General features: G+C 63.0%; 13 protein-coding genes. All 13 read left to right on the forward strand.

Annotation, left to right across the window (positions count from 1 at the left end; genetic code table 11):
• The first annotated feature begins 72 nt into the window (after positions 1 to 72).
• The 13 genes from mutL (at position 73) to OW493_RS02115 (ending at position 16,458) form a co-directional block, all read left to right on the forward strand.
• A complete protein-coding gene (gene mutL, locus OW493_RS02055) occupies positions 73 to 2,349 on the forward strand; it encodes a DNA mismatch repair endonuclease MutL (protein WP_289863080.1) in 2,277 nt (758 codons plus the stop codon).
• A 108-nt stretch (positions 2,350 to 2,457) separates the two neighbouring features.
• Positions 2,458 to 3,393: a tRNA (adenosine(37)-N6)-dimethylallyltransferase MiaA gene (miaA, locus tag OW493_RS02060; protein WP_077372492.1), complete on the forward strand. Its 936-nt coding sequence runs from the start codon at positions 2,458 to 2,460 to the stop codon at positions 3,391 to 3,393.
• A gap of 115 nt (positions 3,394 to 3,508) precedes the next feature.
• Positions 3,509 to 3,757, forward strand: coding sequence for an RNA chaperone Hfq (gene hfq / locus OW493_RS02065; protein WP_065392483.1), 249 nt, complete (start codon positions 3,509 to 3,511; stop codon positions 3,755 to 3,757).
• A 15-nt stretch (positions 3,758 to 3,772) separates the two neighbouring features.
• On the forward strand, positions 3,773 to 5,143 hold the full coding sequence (hflX, locus tag OW493_RS02070; protein WP_065392482.1) for a ribosome rescue GTPase HflX: 1,371 nt from the start codon (positions 3,773 to 3,775) through the stop codon (positions 5,141 to 5,143).
• A gap of 287 nt (positions 5,144 to 5,430) precedes the next feature.
• Positions 5,431 to 6,663 carry an FtsH protease activity modulator HflK gene (gene hflK, locus OW493_RS02075; protein ID WP_077372495.1) on the forward strand — a complete coding sequence of 411 codons (1,233 nt, stop codon included), beginning with the start codon at positions 5,431 to 5,433 and terminating at the stop codon, positions 6,661 to 6,663.
• A complete protein-coding gene (hflC, locus tag OW493_RS02080; protein ID WP_077372498.1) occupies positions 6,660 to 7,541 on the forward strand; it encodes a protease modulator HflC in 882 nt (293 codons plus the stop codon). Before hflK ends, hflC begins: the two co-directional genes overlap by 4 nt.
• A gap of 400 nt (positions 7,542 to 7,941) precedes the next feature.
• Positions 7,942 to 9,126, forward strand: coding sequence for an ATP phosphoribosyltransferase regulatory subunit (locus OW493_RS02085; protein WP_284728087.1), 1,185 nt, complete (start codon positions 7,942 to 7,944; stop codon positions 9,124 to 9,126).
• A 134-nt stretch (positions 9,127 to 9,260) separates the two neighbouring features.
• Positions 9,261 to 10,556, forward strand: coding sequence for an adenylosuccinate synthase (locus tag OW493_RS02090; protein WP_077372504.1), 1,296 nt, complete (start codon positions 9,261 to 9,263; stop codon positions 10,554 to 10,556).
• Positions 10,557 to 10,881: 325 nt separating this feature from the next.
• The gene (locus tag OW493_RS02095) at positions 10,882 to 11,412 is read left to right on the forward strand and encodes an SUF system Fe-S cluster assembly regulator (RefSeq protein WP_289863084.1); all 531 of its coding nucleotides are present in this window, start codon (positions 10,882 to 10,884) and stop codon (positions 11,410 to 11,412) included.
• A 125-nt stretch (positions 11,413 to 11,537) separates the two neighbouring features.
• Positions 11,538 to 12,980 (forward strand): Fe-S cluster assembly protein SufB, encoded by a 1,443-nt coding sequence (gene sufB / locus OW493_RS02100; RefSeq protein ID WP_077372510.1) that lies wholly within the window; start codon positions 11,538 to 11,540, stop codon positions 12,978 to 12,980.
• Between the two features lie 75 nt (positions 12,981 to 13,055).
• The gene (gene sufC, locus OW493_RS02105; protein WP_077372513.1) at positions 13,056 to 13,805 is read left to right on the forward strand and encodes a Fe-S cluster assembly ATPase SufC; all 750 of its coding nucleotides are present in this window, start codon (positions 13,056 to 13,058) and stop codon (positions 13,803 to 13,805) included.
• A complete protein-coding gene (gene sufD, locus OW493_RS02110) occupies positions 13,805 to 15,217 on the forward strand; it encodes a Fe-S cluster assembly protein SufD (RefSeq protein ID WP_289863086.1) in 1,413 nt (470 codons plus the stop codon). The genes sufC and sufD overlap by 1 nt, the downstream gene beginning before the upstream one ends.
• Positions 15,214 to 16,458, forward strand: coding sequence for a cysteine desulfurase (locus OW493_RS02115; RefSeq protein ID WP_077372519.1), 1,245 nt, complete (start codon positions 15,214 to 15,216; stop codon positions 16,456 to 16,458). The genes sufD and OW493_RS02115 overlap by 4 nt, the downstream gene beginning before the upstream one ends.
• Positions 16,459 to 16,536 lie beyond the last annotated feature (78 nt).

Raw genomic sequence — 16,536 nt, forward strand, 5'->3', positions numbered from 1 at the left:
AGAGGCCGGGTCGGCGGGCAGTGTCGTTTTCAGAGAGACGCCCTCTACGCATGCATAATCAGGAGTTCTTCCATGTCCGTCGAGCCATCTGATACGGATGTCGCTGAAACACGTGAGCGGCGTATCCGCATCCTCAATCCGCGTCTTGCCAACCAGATCGCGGCGGGCGAGGTGGTGGAGCGACCGGCCTCCGTGGTCAAGGAGCTGGTCGAGAACGCCATCGATGCCGGCAGTACGCGCATCGAGCTGGAACTGGAAGGCGGCGGTGCGCGGCTGATTCGCGTGCGTGACAACGGCTGCGGCATCACCGAGGAGGATCTGCCGCTGGCCCTGTCACGTCACGCGACCAGCAAGATCGAGAGCCTTGATGACCTGGAGGGTGTGGCGAGTCTCGGCTTTCGAGGGGAGGCATTGGCCTCGATCAGCTCGGTCTCGCGCCTGGAGCTGTTCTCGAACGTCTCGGATGAGCCCGCCAATGGCTGGCGGGTGGTGGCGGAAGGCCGTGAGATGTCGCCGCGTGTCTCGCCGGCGCCCCATCCGCGTGGCACCAGCGTGGCCGTGCGTGACCTGTTCTTCAATACGCCGGCGCGTCGCAAGTTCATGCGTACCGAGAAGACCGAATTCGGCCATGTCGAGGAAAGCTTCCGGCGTCTCGCGCTGTCGCGTCACGACATCGGCTGGACGTTGCGCCACAACCAGAAGGTGGTGCATCAGCTGCGTGCCGGCGAGGACACGCTGACGGTGGAGCGCCGGATCGGCGCACTGCTGGGCCGCAACTTCCTCGAGCATGCGCTGCACCTGGATATCGAGGCCTCCGGCTTGCGTCTCTCCGGCTGGGTCGGCTTGCCGACACATTCGCGTGCCCAGGCGGACCAGCAATATTTCTTCGTCAATGGCCGCGTGGTGCGTGACCGTCTGGTCGCGCATGCCGTGCGTCAGGCCTATCGCGACGTGCTGTTCCACGGCCGGCATCCGGTGTTCGTGCTCTATCTGGAGCTGGACCCCACGGTGGTGGATGTCAACGTTCACCCCACCAAGCACGAAGTGCGCTTCCGCGACGGACGCCTGGTGCACGACTTCCTGTTCTCCAGCCTGCACAAGGCACTGGCCGAGGTGCGCCCCGGTGACAACAGCGCCGCGCCCACCGGTATCGAGGGCCAGGAGAAGGAGGAGGATCCCGGCTGGCAGCAGCAGGGCATGCGTCTCGGGCGTCAGGAGCAGGATGCGCAGGAGCATGGTGCGTCAGCGCAGTCATCCCCTGGTGGTGGTGCGTCGGCCGGGAAGGATCAGTCAGCCGCTGCAGGTGAGCCGACAGGCGCTGCCGCGCCCTGGAAGCCATCGTCACAGCTGCCGCCGGCCGGAGATGGCCGCTCCAGCGAGCGCCTGAGTGCTGAGCGGGTGCGTCAGTTCATGGCCGGCTATCGTGCGTTGCATCCCAGCGAAGACCATCTGCTGACGCCGGGTGGCGGGCCAGCGGGCACGACGCCTGAGCATGGCGCTGCTCGCGACCCTGCCGCCATCGCCAGTGCCGAGCGCGAGGCGCGGCGCGCCCCGCGTGTCACCCTGGGCGAAGGGATGCGCCAAGGTGAGGATGACGCACCGGCCGGTATCAGCGAATCTGCCGCCGGTTGGCAGGTCTCGGCACCGTCAGCGGAGCCATCGTCGGGAGTCCCGGCAGAGAATGTGTCCGCTGACGGCCCCACGCCTGTCGCCTCTGACATCGTGATGCGTGGCCTGCCAGCCCAGAGCGCTGAGGATGATACGCCACCGCTGGGCTACGCCATCGCGCAGCTGCACGGGGTCTACATCCTGTCGCAGACCTCGCGTGGACTGGTGATGGTCGACATGCACGCCGCCCATGAGCGCATCACCTACGAGCGCATGAAGCGCCATGTGCATGGCGGCGGTCATCTGGAGGCCCAGCCGCTGCTGGTGCCGGTGTCACTTGCCGTCAGTTCGCGCGAGATGGGTACCTTCGAGCGCGAATCCGAGGCATTCACGCGTCTGGGTGTCGAGCTGGACGCCGCCGGACCGGAAACCCTACTGGTGCGACAGGTGCCGGTGGTGCTCGGCAATGCCGATGTCGAGCCACTGGTGCGCGGCATGCTGGAGGATCTCGAGCGTTACGGCCGCAGCGATCGCATGGAAGCTCACATGAATGAGCTGCTCGCGGACATGGCCTGCCGGGGCAGCGTGCGGGCCAATCGTCGCCTGACGGTTCCCGAGATGAATGCCCTGCTGCGAGACATGGAGCGCACCGAGCGCTCCGGTCAGTGCAATCATGGCCGTCCTACCTGGACCGAACTTTCCATGAATGAACTCGACAAGCTGTTCCTGCGTGGGCAGTAAGCCTGCCCGGTATCGACAGTGGTTCACCCTTGATTCACCTCCTAGCCCAGACAATAGGTCATGACCCAGACGCAATCCCCCGACATTTCCCCCCGTGCCGCGCATGAGATGGCTGACAAACCGCCTGTCATGCTGTTGATGGGACCGACAGCCTCCGGCAAGACGGACCTGGCCATCCGCTGGCACGAGGAGCAGGGAGCGGAGCTGGTGAGCGTCGATTCCGCGCTGATCTATCGTGGCATGGACATCGGGACCGCCAAGCCCAGCGCCGAAGAGCTGGCGCGGGCGCCGCATCGGTTGATTGACTTCCTGGACCCGCTGGAGAGCTATTCGGCAGCGGAGTTTCGTCGCGATGCACTGGCGCATATCGCCGAGATCCAGTCCCGCGGCAAGATGCCGCTGCTGGTCGGTGGCACCATGATGTACTTCAAGCGGCTGCTGGAAGGTGTGGCGGAGCTGCCGGCGGCGGATCCCGCGCTGCGTGAACAGCTGGAAGCACGCGCCAGAGACGAAGGGCTGCCGGCGCTGCATGCGCAGCTTGCCAGGCTGGATCCGGCGAGCGCCGAGAGAATTCGGCCCTCGGACCCGCAGCGTCTGACACGTGCGCTGGAAGTCTGTCTGTTGAGCGGGCGCTCGATGACGGAGCTGCTCGCGGAGCAGCCGGAAGCCGAGCTTCCGTTCCGGCCGATCCCGATCGCACTGGCGCCCCATGACAGAGCCGTGTTACATGAACGTATCGAGACGCGTTTTGACCAGATGCTGGAACAGGGCCTGATTGGCGAGGTCGAAGCGCTGAAGGCTCGCCCGGAGCTGCACCCCGGGCTGCCCTCGATACGCTGTGTCGGCTATCGTCAGGTGTGGGATTATCTGGAGGGGCATCTGACGCGTGACGAGATGCGTGAGCGTGGCATCATTGCCACCCGCCAGCTCGCCAAGCGTCAATTGACCTGGCTGCGTAGCTGGAAGGGGATTCACCACGTGGATTCCATGGGTGTAAATCCTTACAGTGAAACCTTGAAAATCGTGCGCCAGACCAGCACTTAGCGTAACATGAGCTGTCACGACCCGCGCCCGTGAAGCCCCCCAAAGAGGGCAACCCGGAGCGCTGGCGAACATAACCATACTTGCCTCGAACGAGACATTTTTTACGGAGAGTCACATGTCCAAAGGTCAATCACTCCAGGACCCGTACCTGAACATCCTGCGCAAGGAACGTATTCCGGTCTCGATCTTCCTGGTCAACGGCATCAAGCTGCAGGGCCAGATCGAATCCTTCGATCAATTCGTCATCCTGCTGCGCAATACCGTCTCCCAGATGGTTTACAAGCACGCTATCTCAACCGTGGTGCCCTCGCGCAATGTGCGCCTGCCGGCCCAGGATGCGACCGTGCCCTCCACAGAAAGCTGAAATCCGAGGCGCTGATTGTTCTTCGAACGACCCGAAGCCGGTGAAACGGCCGTCCTGGTCCATGTCAATTTCCGGGACGAAAAAGAACGCGAGGATGCCGGTGAGCTCCTCGAACTCGTACGTTCGGCAGGCGCCGTGCCGGCCACCCTCATCGAGGGTAGCCGGCCCCGCCCTGACTCCCGTACGTTCATCGGAGAAGGCAAGCTTGAGGAAGTGCGTGAGGCCCTGGCCGAGCACCAAGCCGAGCTTGTGATCTTCAACCATTCATTGAGCCCTTCCCAGCAGCGTAACCTTGAAGGTTCGCTCCAGTGTCGCGTGATCGACCGCACCGGTCTGATCCTCGACATCTTTGCCCAGCGCGCGCGTACCCACGAGGGCAAGCTGCAGGTGGAGCTCGCTCAGCTCGAGTACATGTCCACCCGCCTGGTGCGTGGCTGGACCCACCTTGAGCGTCAGAAGGGCGGCATCGGTCTGCGTGGCCCGGGGGAAACCCAGCTCGAGACCGACCGTCGTCTGCTGCGTGCCCGGATCAAGTCGATTCACAAGCGGCTCGAGAAGGTGCACAAGCAGCGCGATCAGAACCGCCGTGCTCGGGCACGTGCCGAGATCCCCAGCCTGTCACTGGTCGGCTATACCAACGCCGGCAAGTCGACGCTGTTCAATGCGCTGACCACCTCTGAGGTCTATGCGGCGGATCAGCTGTTCGCCACGCTCGACCCGACGCTGCGCCGTCTGGAGCTGGAAGACGTGGGCCCTGCGGTGCTTGCGGATACCGTCGGCTTCATTCGGCACCTGCCGCACAAGCTGGTGGAAGCGTTCCAGGCCACCCTGCAGGAAGCCGCCGAGGCGGACCTGCTGGTGCACGTCATCGATGCGGCTGACCCGGAAAATGATCGCAATACCGAGCAGGTCAACGAGGTGCTCAACGAGATTGAGGCCGGTGACGTGCCACGCCTGCTGGTCATGAACAAGGTCGATCGCCTCGACATGGCGCCGCGCATCGAGCGCGACGGCTTCGGGCGTCCGCTGGTCGTATGGTTGTCGGCGCGTGACGGCAAGGGGCTGGATCTGCTGATGCAGGCCTTCTCCGAGCTGCTGTCAGACAATGTCATCTCGACCCGTCTGACGCTGGGGCCGGAGAAGTCACGCCTGCGTGCCGGTCTGCATGAGCTGGATGCCGTCAAGAGTGAAGCGTATGACGAGCAGGGCAATGCGTTGATGGACATTCGTCTCGAGAAGCGCGACTTTCTCCAGCTGTTGTCGCATCTTGGGGAATCTCCCGAGGCCTACCTCGGGGGCGAGCATGACGATCGTGAGGCCTGGCAGCGTGAGCTGTCTGCCGAGCGCGCCGAGAAGCATCGCCTCTCGGTGACGCACAAGTCCTGACGCAGTGATTGCGTCATCTGGCATCTGCAGGTACCTGATGCAGATGCCCTTGCACGGATAGTGACGTGCAGCGAGCAACAGGCATTCGACGTGAAGGGATTGTCGGATGCCGCCTGGCAGAGGATGGTTGTCAGGCAGGGCCATGGCCTTCTCCCGCAAGGGGCGCGCCGCCGTGTCATAGCAAAGAACCGGTCATCAATTGCCGGGGACGATTCCCGGCAACGAAAGCCGGCATGGGCGGCGTCATCATAATGACGAGCGGAACATCGACTGAGTGGAGACGACGTATGGCTTGGAATGAGCCGGGTGGCGGCAACCAGCATGACCCCTGGAGTGGCGGTGGCCGCAACGGGGACAAGAAAGGGGGTGGAGGCAACGGCGGTGGCAACGGTGGACCGCCCGACCTCGACGAAGCGCTGAAGAAGTTCCAGGACAAGCTCAACGGCATGCTGGGCAACGGCCGCAAGCGTCGTGGCGGCAGCGGGGGCGGCAACGGCGGCAGTGGTGGCAGCACCAATGCCTTTGCCCTGCCGGGCATCATCGGGGTGGTGCTGGTCGCCATCTGGGCGGCTTCCGGTTTCTATCTGGTCGATCAGTCCGAACGTGGCGTGGTGCTTCGCTTCGGCAAGTACAACGACATCGTCGGCCCGGGTCTGCACTGGAATCCGCCGATCATCGATGACGTTCGCGAGATCAACGTCACCAAGGTGCGCTCGCTCTCCCAGACCAAGTCGATGCTGACGCAGGACGAGAACATCGTCGAAGTGCAGATGTCCGTCCAGTATCAGGTATCCAACCCGCGTGACTTCCTGCTCAATGTGCGTGCTCCCGAGGTCAGCCTCGAGAACGCCATGGACTCTGCATTGCGTCATGAAGTCGGCAGCGCCGACATGAACGACATCCTGACCTCCGGGCGTGAGCTGCTGGCCAGCAACGTCAAGTCGCGTCTGCAGTCCTACCTGGACAACTATGGCGTGGGTCTGACATTGCAGACCATCAACGTCGAGTCCACGTCGGCGCCGGCAGCGGTCCAGGATTCCTTCGATGACGTCATCAAGGCTCGTGAGGATCGTCAGCGCACGATCAACCAGGCATTGGCCTACGAGAACTCGATTCTCCCGGCGGCTCAAGGTCAGGCGCAGCGCATCATCGAGGAAGCCGAAGGGTACAAGGAGTCGGTGGTGGCCAAGTCCCAGGGTGAGGCCAATCGCTTCACTTCCCTGCTGACCGAGTACCAGAAGGCACCGGAGATCATCCGCGAGCGCATGTACCTCGAGACCATGGGGGAAGTGCTCGGCAAGACCAACAAGGTGCTGGTGGATGTCGAGAACGGCAACTCCCTCATGTACCTGCCGTTGGACAAGCTGGCTGGCAAGTCCAATGCCACGTCCGAGGATGCCAGTGGCATGAGTCGCAGTGAGTTGGATCGCGTGTCCCGACAGGCGAGCGACGCTCTCGGCCGCAGCAGCCAGAGCAGCAATGACAGCAGCAACAGCATTCGTCGGGAGGGTCGTCAATGATCAACAATCGCTCACTGATGGCCGTGGCGGGTCTGGCCGTCGTTGCCTGGTTCGCCAGCAACAGCCTCTACACGATCGATGAGACCCAGCGCGCCATCAAGCTCAAGTTTGGTGAGGTGGTGGAAGACAACATCCAGCCGGGCCTGCATTTCAAGTTGCCGGTCTACAACACGATTCGTACCTTCGATACGCGCGTGTTGACACTGGATGCCCAGGCGAGCCGTTATCTGACCCGCGAGAAGAAGGCGGTCATCGTCGACTCCTTCGTCAAGTGGAAGATCATCGACCCGAAGCGCTACTACGAGGCGACGTCCGGTGATGAGCAGATGGCAGAGCGTCTGATCGCGCCGCGTGTCGACGAGAGTCTGCGTAACGAGTTCGGCAAGCTCGAGCTGGTGCAGATCATCTCCGAACAGCGTGATGCGCTGATGAAGAAGCCCACCGAAGAGCTCGACGCGGTGATGCGCAAGGAGCTGGGGGTGTCGATTCTCGATATCCGCGTCAAGCGCATCGACCTGCCGGACGAAGTCTCTCAGGCGGTCTATGAGCGCATGAAGACCGAGCGTCAGCGTGAGGCACGTGAATATCGTGCCCAGGGTCAGGAGCAGGCCGAGAAGATCCAGGCCAATGCGGACCGCCGTCGTTCGGTACTGCTTGCACAGGCTGAAGAGCAGGCGCAGACCCTGCGTGGTGAGGGGGACGCATCAGCGGCCGCCATCTACGCTGCGGCCTACGGGGCGGATCTGGAGTTCTTCCGCTTCTATCGCTCGCTGCAGGCCTATCGCGACAGCTTCAAGGGTGATGGCAACATGATGGTCATCCAGCCGGATAGCGAATTCTTCCGCTTCTTCAAGGATTCGCAGGGCGGCTCTCAGTAACGGCTGACCGTCCGCACCGTCATCAGGCGAACAGATGACGATGCCGCGGATGAACCCCGCACGAAGTCTCGTGTGGGGTTCATCCCGAAAGGATTCATGCTAGACTCCTGCAACCGGGCACCGCCCGGTTTTTTTGTGGCCGTTTTTCCTCTATCGACGACGTTCCCACGAAGTCCCGATGGGCCCCGGACAGGCGCTGTCAGCGTGGCAGTCCTTGCTCGCGAAGCCGCCTCAAGGCGCGGTTCGAGCCTGTCTCACGCCGTGTTTCAAGGGCGTTGCCGTCGAGTGTCCAGCGTGTTGCGCGGGTGTTTCGTCACTGAGTTGCAGCGGCATGTCCCTGCACTGACGGCACGCGCGATACGCGCCACTCCTTGTCAAAAATTTCTCGCAGGATAGCGCAATGACCATCGCAGATCGCTGGCTCCTCCCGGATGGCATGGATGAGGTACTGCCGCCTCAGGCAACCCGTATGGAGGCGCTGCGCCGCGCGCTGCTCGACCTCTATCATCGCTTCGGCTATGACCTGGTGCTGCCGCCTCCCGTCGAATTTCTTGATTCCCTGCTGACCGGTACCGGTACCGAGCTTGACCTTCAGACCTTCAAGCTGACAGATCAGATGACCGGGCGCATGATGGGAGCCAGTGCCGATGTCACCCCGCAGGTGGCACGCATGGATGCCCACTCCCTGCATCGTGAAGGGCCGGTGCGTCTGTGCTACTGCGCCAACGTGCTGCGTACCAAGGCGGACAAGCATCAGGGCGGACGCAGCCCGGTGCAGGTCGGTGCCGAGCTGTTCGGTCATGCTGGCCTTGAGGCCGACCACGAGATCCTGCACCTGGCACTTACCAGCCTCGAGCAGGCCGGTGCTGGCGAGCTGCACCTGGCGCTGGGGCACATCGGCATCTATCGTGCCTTGATCGCCGAAGCCGGCATGAGCGACGAGCACGAGCGCGAGCTGTTCGCCGCCATCGAACGCAAGCAGTATTCCGCTCTCGATGCATTGATCGATCGCGTGGTGGGTGACAAGGTGGTGGCGGGCATGCTCAAGACCCTGCCGCACCTGCACGGGGATGAAGAGATTCTTGCCCAGGCCCGGACCGCCTTTGCCGGCGCGCCCGCTGCCGTCGCCGGCGCACTGGATCAGCTTGCCGCCCTCAGTCAGGTCGTGCGTGAGCGTCACCCGCAGGTCACGTTGTACTTCGATCTCGCCGAACTGCGCGGCTATGAATATCACACCGGCATGGTGTTCGCGGCCTATGTGCCGGGCTACGGTCAGGCGCTGGCCAAGGGCGGGCGCTACGACGATACTGGGCGTGCCTTCGGACGTGCGCGTCCGGCCACCGGCTTCTCGATGGACCTGAAGCAGCTGGCGTCGCTCGCCGTGCAGCCTCCGGCCTGCGATGGCATCTGGGCACCGGCGCTCAATGACAGCGCGCTGCGCGAGTGTGTCGACCAGCTGCGCGCCGACGGCGAGCGTGTCATCGCCGCGCTACCGGGCCAGACCACCGGAGCCGATGCGCACCGTTGCAACCGCGAGCTTGTCCAGGTCGATGGCACCTGGCAGGTCGTGACGCTGCAGTCGTGATCCGCTGACGGCCATGCGTGCCAGCCAGCAGAACAGCAGGGGCCACCAGGTCCCGAGGTGCAGCTGCCCTTGAGGTGGCTGCACTTGTGAGTGGGTTTTCACCGACGGTTATTCACCGAAAGAGACTAGGAATCATGGGCAAGAATGTAGTCGTGCTCGGCACCCAATGGGGTGATGAAGGCAAGGGCAAGGTCGTTGACCTGCTGACCGAATCCGCCAGCGCCGTCGTGCGCTTCCAGGGTGGCCACAACGCCGGCCATACACTGGTGCTGGATGGCAAGAAGACCGTTCTTCACCTGATCCCGTCCGGTATCCTGCACCCGGGCAAGACCTGCGTCATCGGCAACGGCGTCGTGCTGTCTCCGGAAGCGCTGATCAAGGAGATCCGTGAGCTGGAAGCCAACGACGTGCCGGTACGTGACCGTCTGCGTCTGTCGCCGGCTTGCCCGCTGATCCTGTCCTATCACGTGCGCCTGGATCAGGCGCGCGAGAAGGCGCGTGGTGTCGCCAAGATCGGCACCACGGGTCGTGGTATCGGGCCGGCCTACGAAGACAAGGTTGCGCGTCGTGGCCTGCGTCTGGGTGACATGCTCCACCGTGAGCGTTTCGCCTCCAAGCTGGGCGAAGTGCTGGACTACCACAACTTCGTGCTGCAGCACTATCACGGCGAAGCGCCGGTCGACTTCCAGCAGGTGCTGGACGAAGCCATGGAAATGGCCGAAGAGCTGCGCCCGATGGTCTGCGACACCGTGGATCTGGTCCACTCCGTGCGCAAGGCCAACGAGAACATCCTCTTCGAGGGTGCTCAGGGCTCACTGCTCGACATCGACCACGGTACCTACCCGTACGTCACCAGCTCCAACACCACTGCCGGCGGCACCGCCACCGGTTCCGGCGTCGGCCCGCTGTATCTCGACTACGTGCTGGGCATCACCAAGGCCTACACCACCCGTGTCGGTTCCGGCCCGTTCCCGACCGAGCTGTTCGATGAGTTCGGCCGTCACCTGGCCGAGCGTGGCCACGAATTCGGTGCCACCACTGGTCGTGCGCGTCGTTGTGGCTGGTTCGATGCCGTCGCCCTGCGTCACGCCGTGCAGATCAACTCGGTCAGCGGCATCTGCCTGACCAAGCTGGACGTGCTGGATGGTCTCGAGAACATCCGGGTCTGCATCGGCTATCGCAGCAAGGATGGCGACGTGCTGGACAACCCGGTGGATTCCGAAGGCTATGAAGCCATCGAGCCGCTCTACCAGGACCTGCCGGGCTGGAGCGACTCCACCATCGGCGTGCGTGAAGTCGAGAAGCTGCCGGCCAATGCCCGTGCCTACATCAGCTTCCTGGAAGAGCAGGTCGGCGTGCCGATCGACATCATCTCCACCGGCCCGGATCGCAACGAGACCATCGTGCTGCGCAATCCGTTCCACGACTGATCATGACCACGTCGCTCTCCTGAGCGGCGCGTGATGTCGAGATGATGCAAGACCAAGACACCCCGTCGGGATTTCCCTGCGGGGTGTCTTGCGTTCCAAGGCTGGCAGCAGAAGGGCTTGTACAGTCTTGAGAGTGGCAGGGTGGGGTGGTCAGTAGGAATTTTAAATGGGAATGATTGTTATTTTTGTTGTGATCGGCGGCTATCTTGTCGGCAAACTGGTTGCCCAGGCCGCAATTTGGCGTTTTCGCTGAGTGCTTGGCTTCACATCGTTCTGATACAGGACTAAAATGGTCCCCAATTGATAACCCCGCAGTGGAGGCAAGATGCTGAAGCTTTCCAGAATGACCGATTATGCCGCCGTGGTGATGGCGCGCATCGCTCGCGAGCCGGAGTCGGCCCATGCAGCGATCGATCTCGCGGAAAGCGTTCAGTTGCCGCATCCCACCGTCAGCAAGACCTTGAAGGCGCTGGTACGCGCCGGATTGCTGGAGTCACGTCGTGGGGCGCAGGGGGGCTACCGTCTGGCGCGACCCGCCAGTGACATCACGGCCAGTGACATCATCAGCGCCATCGAAGGTCCGGTGGCCGTCACGGAATGCAGCCACGCCGATGGCGATTGCGAGCTGGTCAACACCTGTGGCGTGGCCGACAACTGGCAGAGAGTCTCGCGCGCCATCGGTGAACTGCTGGGCAGCGTGACGCTGGCACATCTGGCATCCACCACACCGCTGCGGATGCCGATCCAGTTGCCCATTCAGGCCGTCAGTCTCTACAGCGATGAAGAGGCTGCCGGGGGAGCCCCTGACAAGGACAGCAGTGCAGGAAGCGTCGTCAACGGCATGTCCGGGCGCTGAATGCTCAGCCCCACGGTTGCGGGCCAGGCTTCAGAAATATTCGAATATTCGAGCTTCGCCGCAGTTGAGGCGGGGTGATCAGGAATCTGAACAGACCCGGAGCTTCTCCGGGAGAGGAGACCAGCATGGCGAGCCAGGAGATGGAGCAGCTTGTACAGCGAGAGTACAAGCAGGGCTTCGTGACCGACATCGAGAGCGACACCATTCCGCCGGGACTGGATGAGAGCGTGATTCGCTTCATCTCGGCCAAGAAGGGTGAGCCGGAGTGGATGCTGGAGTGGCGTCTGGATGCCTATCATCAGTGGCTGAAGATGAAGGCGCCGTCCTGGGCACACCTGGATTACCCCGAGATCGACTACCAGGCGATTTCCTATTTCAGCGCCCCGAAGAAGCCGGAAGATCGTCCGCAGAGTCTGGATGAGGTGGACCCCAAACTGCTGGAGACCTACGAGAAGCTGGGTATCCCGCTGCATGAGCGCGCCGCGCTGGCTGGCGTGGCGGTGGATGCGGTATTCGACTCCGTATCGGTGACCACCACCTTCAAGAAGGAACTGTCCGAGGCGGGCGTGATCTTCTGCTCCATCTCGGAAGCCATCCAGGACTACCCGGAGCTGATCAAGCAGTATCTGGGGACCGTCGTGCCCAAGGCAGACAACTACTTCACCGCGCTGAACGCGGCCGTCTTCACCGATGGCTCCTTCGTGTTCGTGCCGGAAGGCGTGACCTGCCCGATGGAGCTTTCCACCTACTTCCGCATCAACGCCGCCAACACCGGCCAGTTCGAGCGCACCCTGATCATCTGCGAGAAGCAGGCTCAGGTCTCGTATCTGGAAGGCTGCACCGCACCGCAGCGTGATGAGAACCAGCTGCACGCCGCCGTGGTCGAGCTTGTCGCGCTGGAAGATGCCTACATCAAGTACTCCACCGTCCAGAACTGGTATCCGGGTGATGAAGACGGCAAGGGTGGCATCTACAACTTCGTCACCAAGCGCGCCGATTGCCGCGGTGATCGTTCCAAGGTGTCCTGGACCCAGGTCGAGACCGGCTCCGCGATCACCTGGAAGTACCCGTCATGCATCCTGCGTGGCAAGGACAGTGTCGGGGAGTTCTACTCCGTCGCCGTCACCAATGGTCGCCAGCAGGCGGACACCGGTACCAAGATGATCCACATCGGTGAGGGCACCAAGTCCACCATCGTCTCCAAGGGCATCTCGGCGGGCAACTCCGAGCAGTCCTATCGTGGCCTGGTCAAGATCGGTCCGCGGGCCAAGGGCGCGCGCAATTTCACCCAGTGTGACTCGCTGTTGATCGGCGATCGCTGTGGTGCGCACACCTTCCCGTATCAGGAGATCGGCAACGCCACCGCTACCGTCGAGCACGAGGCGACGACGTCCAAGATCGGCGAGGATCAGCTGTTCTACTGCCGTCAGCGCGGCATCAGCGAGGAAGATGCGGTCAACATGATCGTCAACGGTTTCTGCAAGGACGTCTTCCAGGAGCTGCCGATGGAGTTCGCCGTCGAGGCCGAGGCGCTGCTCAACGTCACCCTCGAAGGCGCCGTCGGCTAACGCCACAGCCTGTTTCGCATTCATCCCCATTCTTGAGGGCCGCTTGCGGGCGGCCTGTCAGCCAAAGGTATCATCATGCTCGTAGTCAAAGATCTGCACGTCTCGGTGGAAGGCAAGGAAATCCTCAAGGGGCTCGACCTGACCATCAACAAGGGTGAAGTCCACGCCATCATGGGGCCGAACGGTGCGGGCAAGTCCACGCTGTCTTCCGTGATCGCCGGCAAGGACGGTTATGAAGTGACCTCGGGCACCATCACCTATGAAGGCGAGGACGTGCTGGAGATGGAAGTCGAGGAGCGCGCGCGTGCCGGCCTGCTGCTGGGCTTCCAGTACCCGGTGGAGATCCCGGGGGTCAAGAATGTCTACCTGCTCAAGGCGGCGCTGAACGCCAAGCGTGAAGCCGAAGGCCTGGGCGAGATTCCGGCCCCGGAATTCATGAAGCTGATCCGCGAGAAGCTTGCCTTCATGCAGATGGATGCCAGCTTCCTGCAGCGTGCGGTGAACGAGGGCTTCTCCGGTGGCGAGAAGAAGCGCAACGAGATCCTGCAGATGCTGGTGCTGGAACCGAAGCTCGCCATGCTCGACGAGATCGACTCCGGTCTCGACATCGATGCGTTGAAGATCGTCGCCAAGGGCGTCAATTCCCTGCGCAACGAGAACCGCGCCGTACTGATGGTCACGCACTACCAGCGTCTGCTAGAGCACATCGTGCCGGACCACATCCACGTGCTGATGGATGGCCGCATCGTCAAGTCCGGCGACAAGTCGCTGGCCCTCGAACTCGAAGCCCAGGGCTATGACTGGCTGCAGGAGGAAACCGCGTAATGACAGCACTTGCTACCGCGTCCGTCCCCGGCAGCGAAGCCTTCGCCAGCGAATTCGCCGCGCGCAAGGCTCGCTTCGCGGCTGACCCGAGCTGGATGGCGGCGCGCCGTCAGGCCGGCATTGCTCGCTTTGAAGCGCTGGGTCTGCCGACTCGCAAGGTCGAGGCCTGGAAGTACACCGACACCCAGGCGCTGGGTCGCCAGCAATACCGTCTCGCCGACGATGCCCATCTCTCGGCGGCGGTGAAGGACGAGCTGGCGCTCGCCGTCGATGCTTACCGCCTGGTGTTCGTCGATGGTCTCTACAACGCCGAGCTCTCCGATGTCGCGGGCCTGCCGGACACCGTGCGTGTCGTGCCGCTGTCCCAGGCCATCATCGATCAGCCGGAAGTGATCGGCGGCTCGCTGAATCGCCTGACCGGTATCGACTTCACGCCGTTCGTGGCGCTGAACTCTGCCTTCACCGAAGAGGGTGCGGTGATTCAGGTTGGCCCGCGGACGGTGCTCGACAAGCCGGTCTATGCGCTGTTCCTGTCGCGCGCCGCCGTCGAAGGCGAGCCCGTGACCATGAGCCATCCGCGCCTGCTGGTGCAGCTGGGCAGCCGTGCCGAAGCCAGCGTGATCGAGCATCACATCGGCGAGACCGGCGCGACCAACTTCACCAACATGGTCAGCGAAGTGATGCTGGAGCGCGGCGCCGTGCTCAATCACTACAAGCTGGGTGAGGCCGCCACCGGCGAGACGCATATCGCCTCACTGCAGGTCGAGCAGCCGCGTGACAGCCAGTACCACTCCATCAACCTGAATACCGGTGGTGGTCTGGTACGCAACGACATCGTCTGCGATCTCAACGGCAGCAATGCCCATGCGCGCCTCGATGGCCTGTTCTTCGGTCGTGATCGTCAGCACGTGGATACCCACTCGCTGGTCAATCACAACGAGGCTCTGACCTTCTCGGATGAGAACTACAAGGGCATCCTGGCCGACCGCGCACGTGGCGTCTTCAATGGGCGCGTACTGGTCAAGCGTGACAGTCAGAAGATCGAGGCGCATCAGAACAACGCCAACCTGCTGCTGTCGGACCGCGCCGAGATCAATACCAAGCCGGAACTCGAGATCTATGCCGACGACGTCAAGTGCTCCCACGGCACCACGACCGGCCAGCTCGACGAGACGGCTGTCTTCGCACTGCGTGCGCGTGGCATCGATGAGCAGACGGCCCGCGGCCTGCTGACCCTGGCCTTCGCCAATGAGGTCATGTCCGGTCTGGGCATCGACGCCATCGCCGAGCGTATCGAGCGCAGCGTCGCGGGTCGCCTGCCGTCACGCTTCCACCTCGATGAGCTGGTGGATCTGAGTGTCGAGCTGGGCGGCGGGGCCGTGGCGGTGGCGCGTGATGAGGACTTCGCATGAGCGCACTCGACAATCTGATGCTCGATGTCGTGCGGGTCCGCGAGGATTTCCCGATCCTCGAGCGTCGCGTGCATGGTGACGTGCCGCTGATCTATCTCGACAGCGCCGCCACCAGCCAGACGCCGACTGCCGTCATCGACGCGATGAGCGATTATTACCGCAACACCAATGCCAATATCCACCGTGGCCTGCACAGCCTGGCGGACGAGGCGACGGCCGCTTACGAAGGGACGCGCGAGAAGGTACGTGCCTTCATCAATGCGCGCCTGACGCGTGAAGTCATCTTCACGCGCGGCACCACCGAGGCGATCAACCTGGTCGCCAACAGCTGGGGTGCCAACTGGCTGAATGCCGGTGATGAAGTGCTGATCTCGGTAATGGAGCATCACGCCAACATCGTGCCCTGGCAGATGCTGGCGGAACGCCTGGATATCGTCATCAAGGTGATACCGTGCGACGACGATGGCGTGCTCGACATGGCGGCCTACCGTGACCTGCTGGGCGAGAAGACGCGCCTGGTCTGCGTCAATCAGGTCTCCAACGCCCTGGGCAGCATCAACCCGGTGGCCGAGATGGCCAGGCTGGCGCATGCTCACGACGCGCTGATTCTGGTCGATGGCGCCCAGGCGGTGCCGCATCAGCAGGTCGATGTACGCGAGATCGACGCCGACTTCTATGTCTTCTCGGGCCACAAGATGTATGGCCCGACCGGCATCGGCGTGCTCTACGGCAAGGAAGCGCTGCTCGATGCCATGCCACCGTGGCAGGGCGGCGGCGAGATGATTCGCACGGTCTCGTTCGAGAACGGCACCCTGTTCGCAGATCTGCCGCACAAGTTCGAGGCTGGCACGCCGCCCATCGCCGAGGTCATCGGGCTGGGCAAGGCCATCGACTGGCTGGACTGCACCCACATGGCGCTGATCACGCGCTGGGAGCAGCAGCTGATGCGCCATGCCACCGAGCGCATGCGCGAAGTGGACGGGCTGCGCATCATCGGCAACTCGCCCGACAAGGCCGGCGCGATCTCCTTTGTGGTCGACGGTGCCCACGCCCAGGACATCGGTCTGCTGATCGATCAGCTGGGGGTCGCCATCCGGACCGGTCATCACTGCGCTCAGCCGGTGCTGCGACGTTTCGGTGTCGATGCCACCTGTCGCGCCTCCTTCGCGGCCTACAACACGCCGGAGGAGATCGACCTGTTCGTCGAGGCTCTGCAGCGCGTGCTGACCATGGTGCGCTGAGCATCCCCTGCGGTGGCCCTGACGGGCGCTGATCAATGAGGCTCGCGCATGGCGGGCCTCATTGCTATCGGCGCTTGC

This window comes from Cobetia sp. 14N.309.X.WAT.E.A4, from assembly GCF_030397495.1.
GTDB classification, from domain to species: domain Bacteria; phylum Pseudomonadota; class Gammaproteobacteria; order Pseudomonadales; family Halomonadaceae; genus Cobetia; species Cobetia marina.

What these genes read in the sequence shown, in the direction of transcription:
- hfq (WP_065392483.1), top strand. Translation starts at nt 3,509, where the DNA reads ATGTCCAAAGGTCAATCACTCCAGGACCCGTACCTGAACATCCTGCGC.
- sufB (WP_077372510.1), top strand. Translation starts at nt 11,538, where the DNA reads ATGGCGAGCCAGGAGATGGAGCAGCTTGTACAGCGAGAGTACAAGCAG.
- miaA (WP_077372492.1), top strand. Translation starts at nt 2,458, where the DNA reads ATGGCTGACAAACCGCCTGTCATGCTGTTGATGGGACCGACAGCCTCC.
- mutL (WP_289863080.1), top strand. Translation starts at nt 73, where the DNA reads ATGTCCGTCGAGCCATCTGATACGGATGTCGCTGAAACACGTGAGCGG.
- OW493_RS02085 (WP_284728087.1), top strand. Translation starts at nt 7,942, where the DNA reads ATGACCATCGCAGATCGCTGGCTCCTCCCGGATGGCATGGATGAGGTA.
- hflC (WP_077372498.1), top strand. Translation starts at nt 6,660, where the DNA reads ATGATCAACAATCGCTCACTGATGGCCGTGGCGGGTCTGGCCGTCGTT.
- OW493_RS02095 (WP_289863084.1), top strand. Translation starts at nt 10,882, where the DNA reads ATGCTGAAGCTTTCCAGAATGACCGATTATGCCGCCGTGGTGATGGCG.
- hflK (WP_077372495.1), top strand. Translation starts at nt 5,431, where the DNA reads ATGGCTTGGAATGAGCCGGGTGGCGGCAACCAGCATGACCCCTGGAGT.
- OW493_RS02115 (WP_077372519.1), top strand. Translation starts at nt 15,214, where the DNA reads ATGAGCGCACTCGACAATCTGATGCTCGATGTCGTGCGGGTCCGCGAG.
- OW493_RS02090 (WP_077372504.1), top strand. Translation starts at nt 9,261, where the DNA reads ATGGGCAAGAATGTAGTCGTGCTCGGCACCCAATGGGGTGATGAAGGC.
- sufC (WP_077372513.1), top strand. Translation starts at nt 13,056, where the DNA reads ATGCTCGTAGTCAAAGATCTGCACGTCTCGGTGGAAGGCAAGGAAATC.
- sufD (WP_289863086.1), top strand. Translation starts at nt 13,805, where the DNA reads ATGACAGCACTTGCTACCGCGTCCGTCCCCGGCAGCGAAGCCTTCGCC.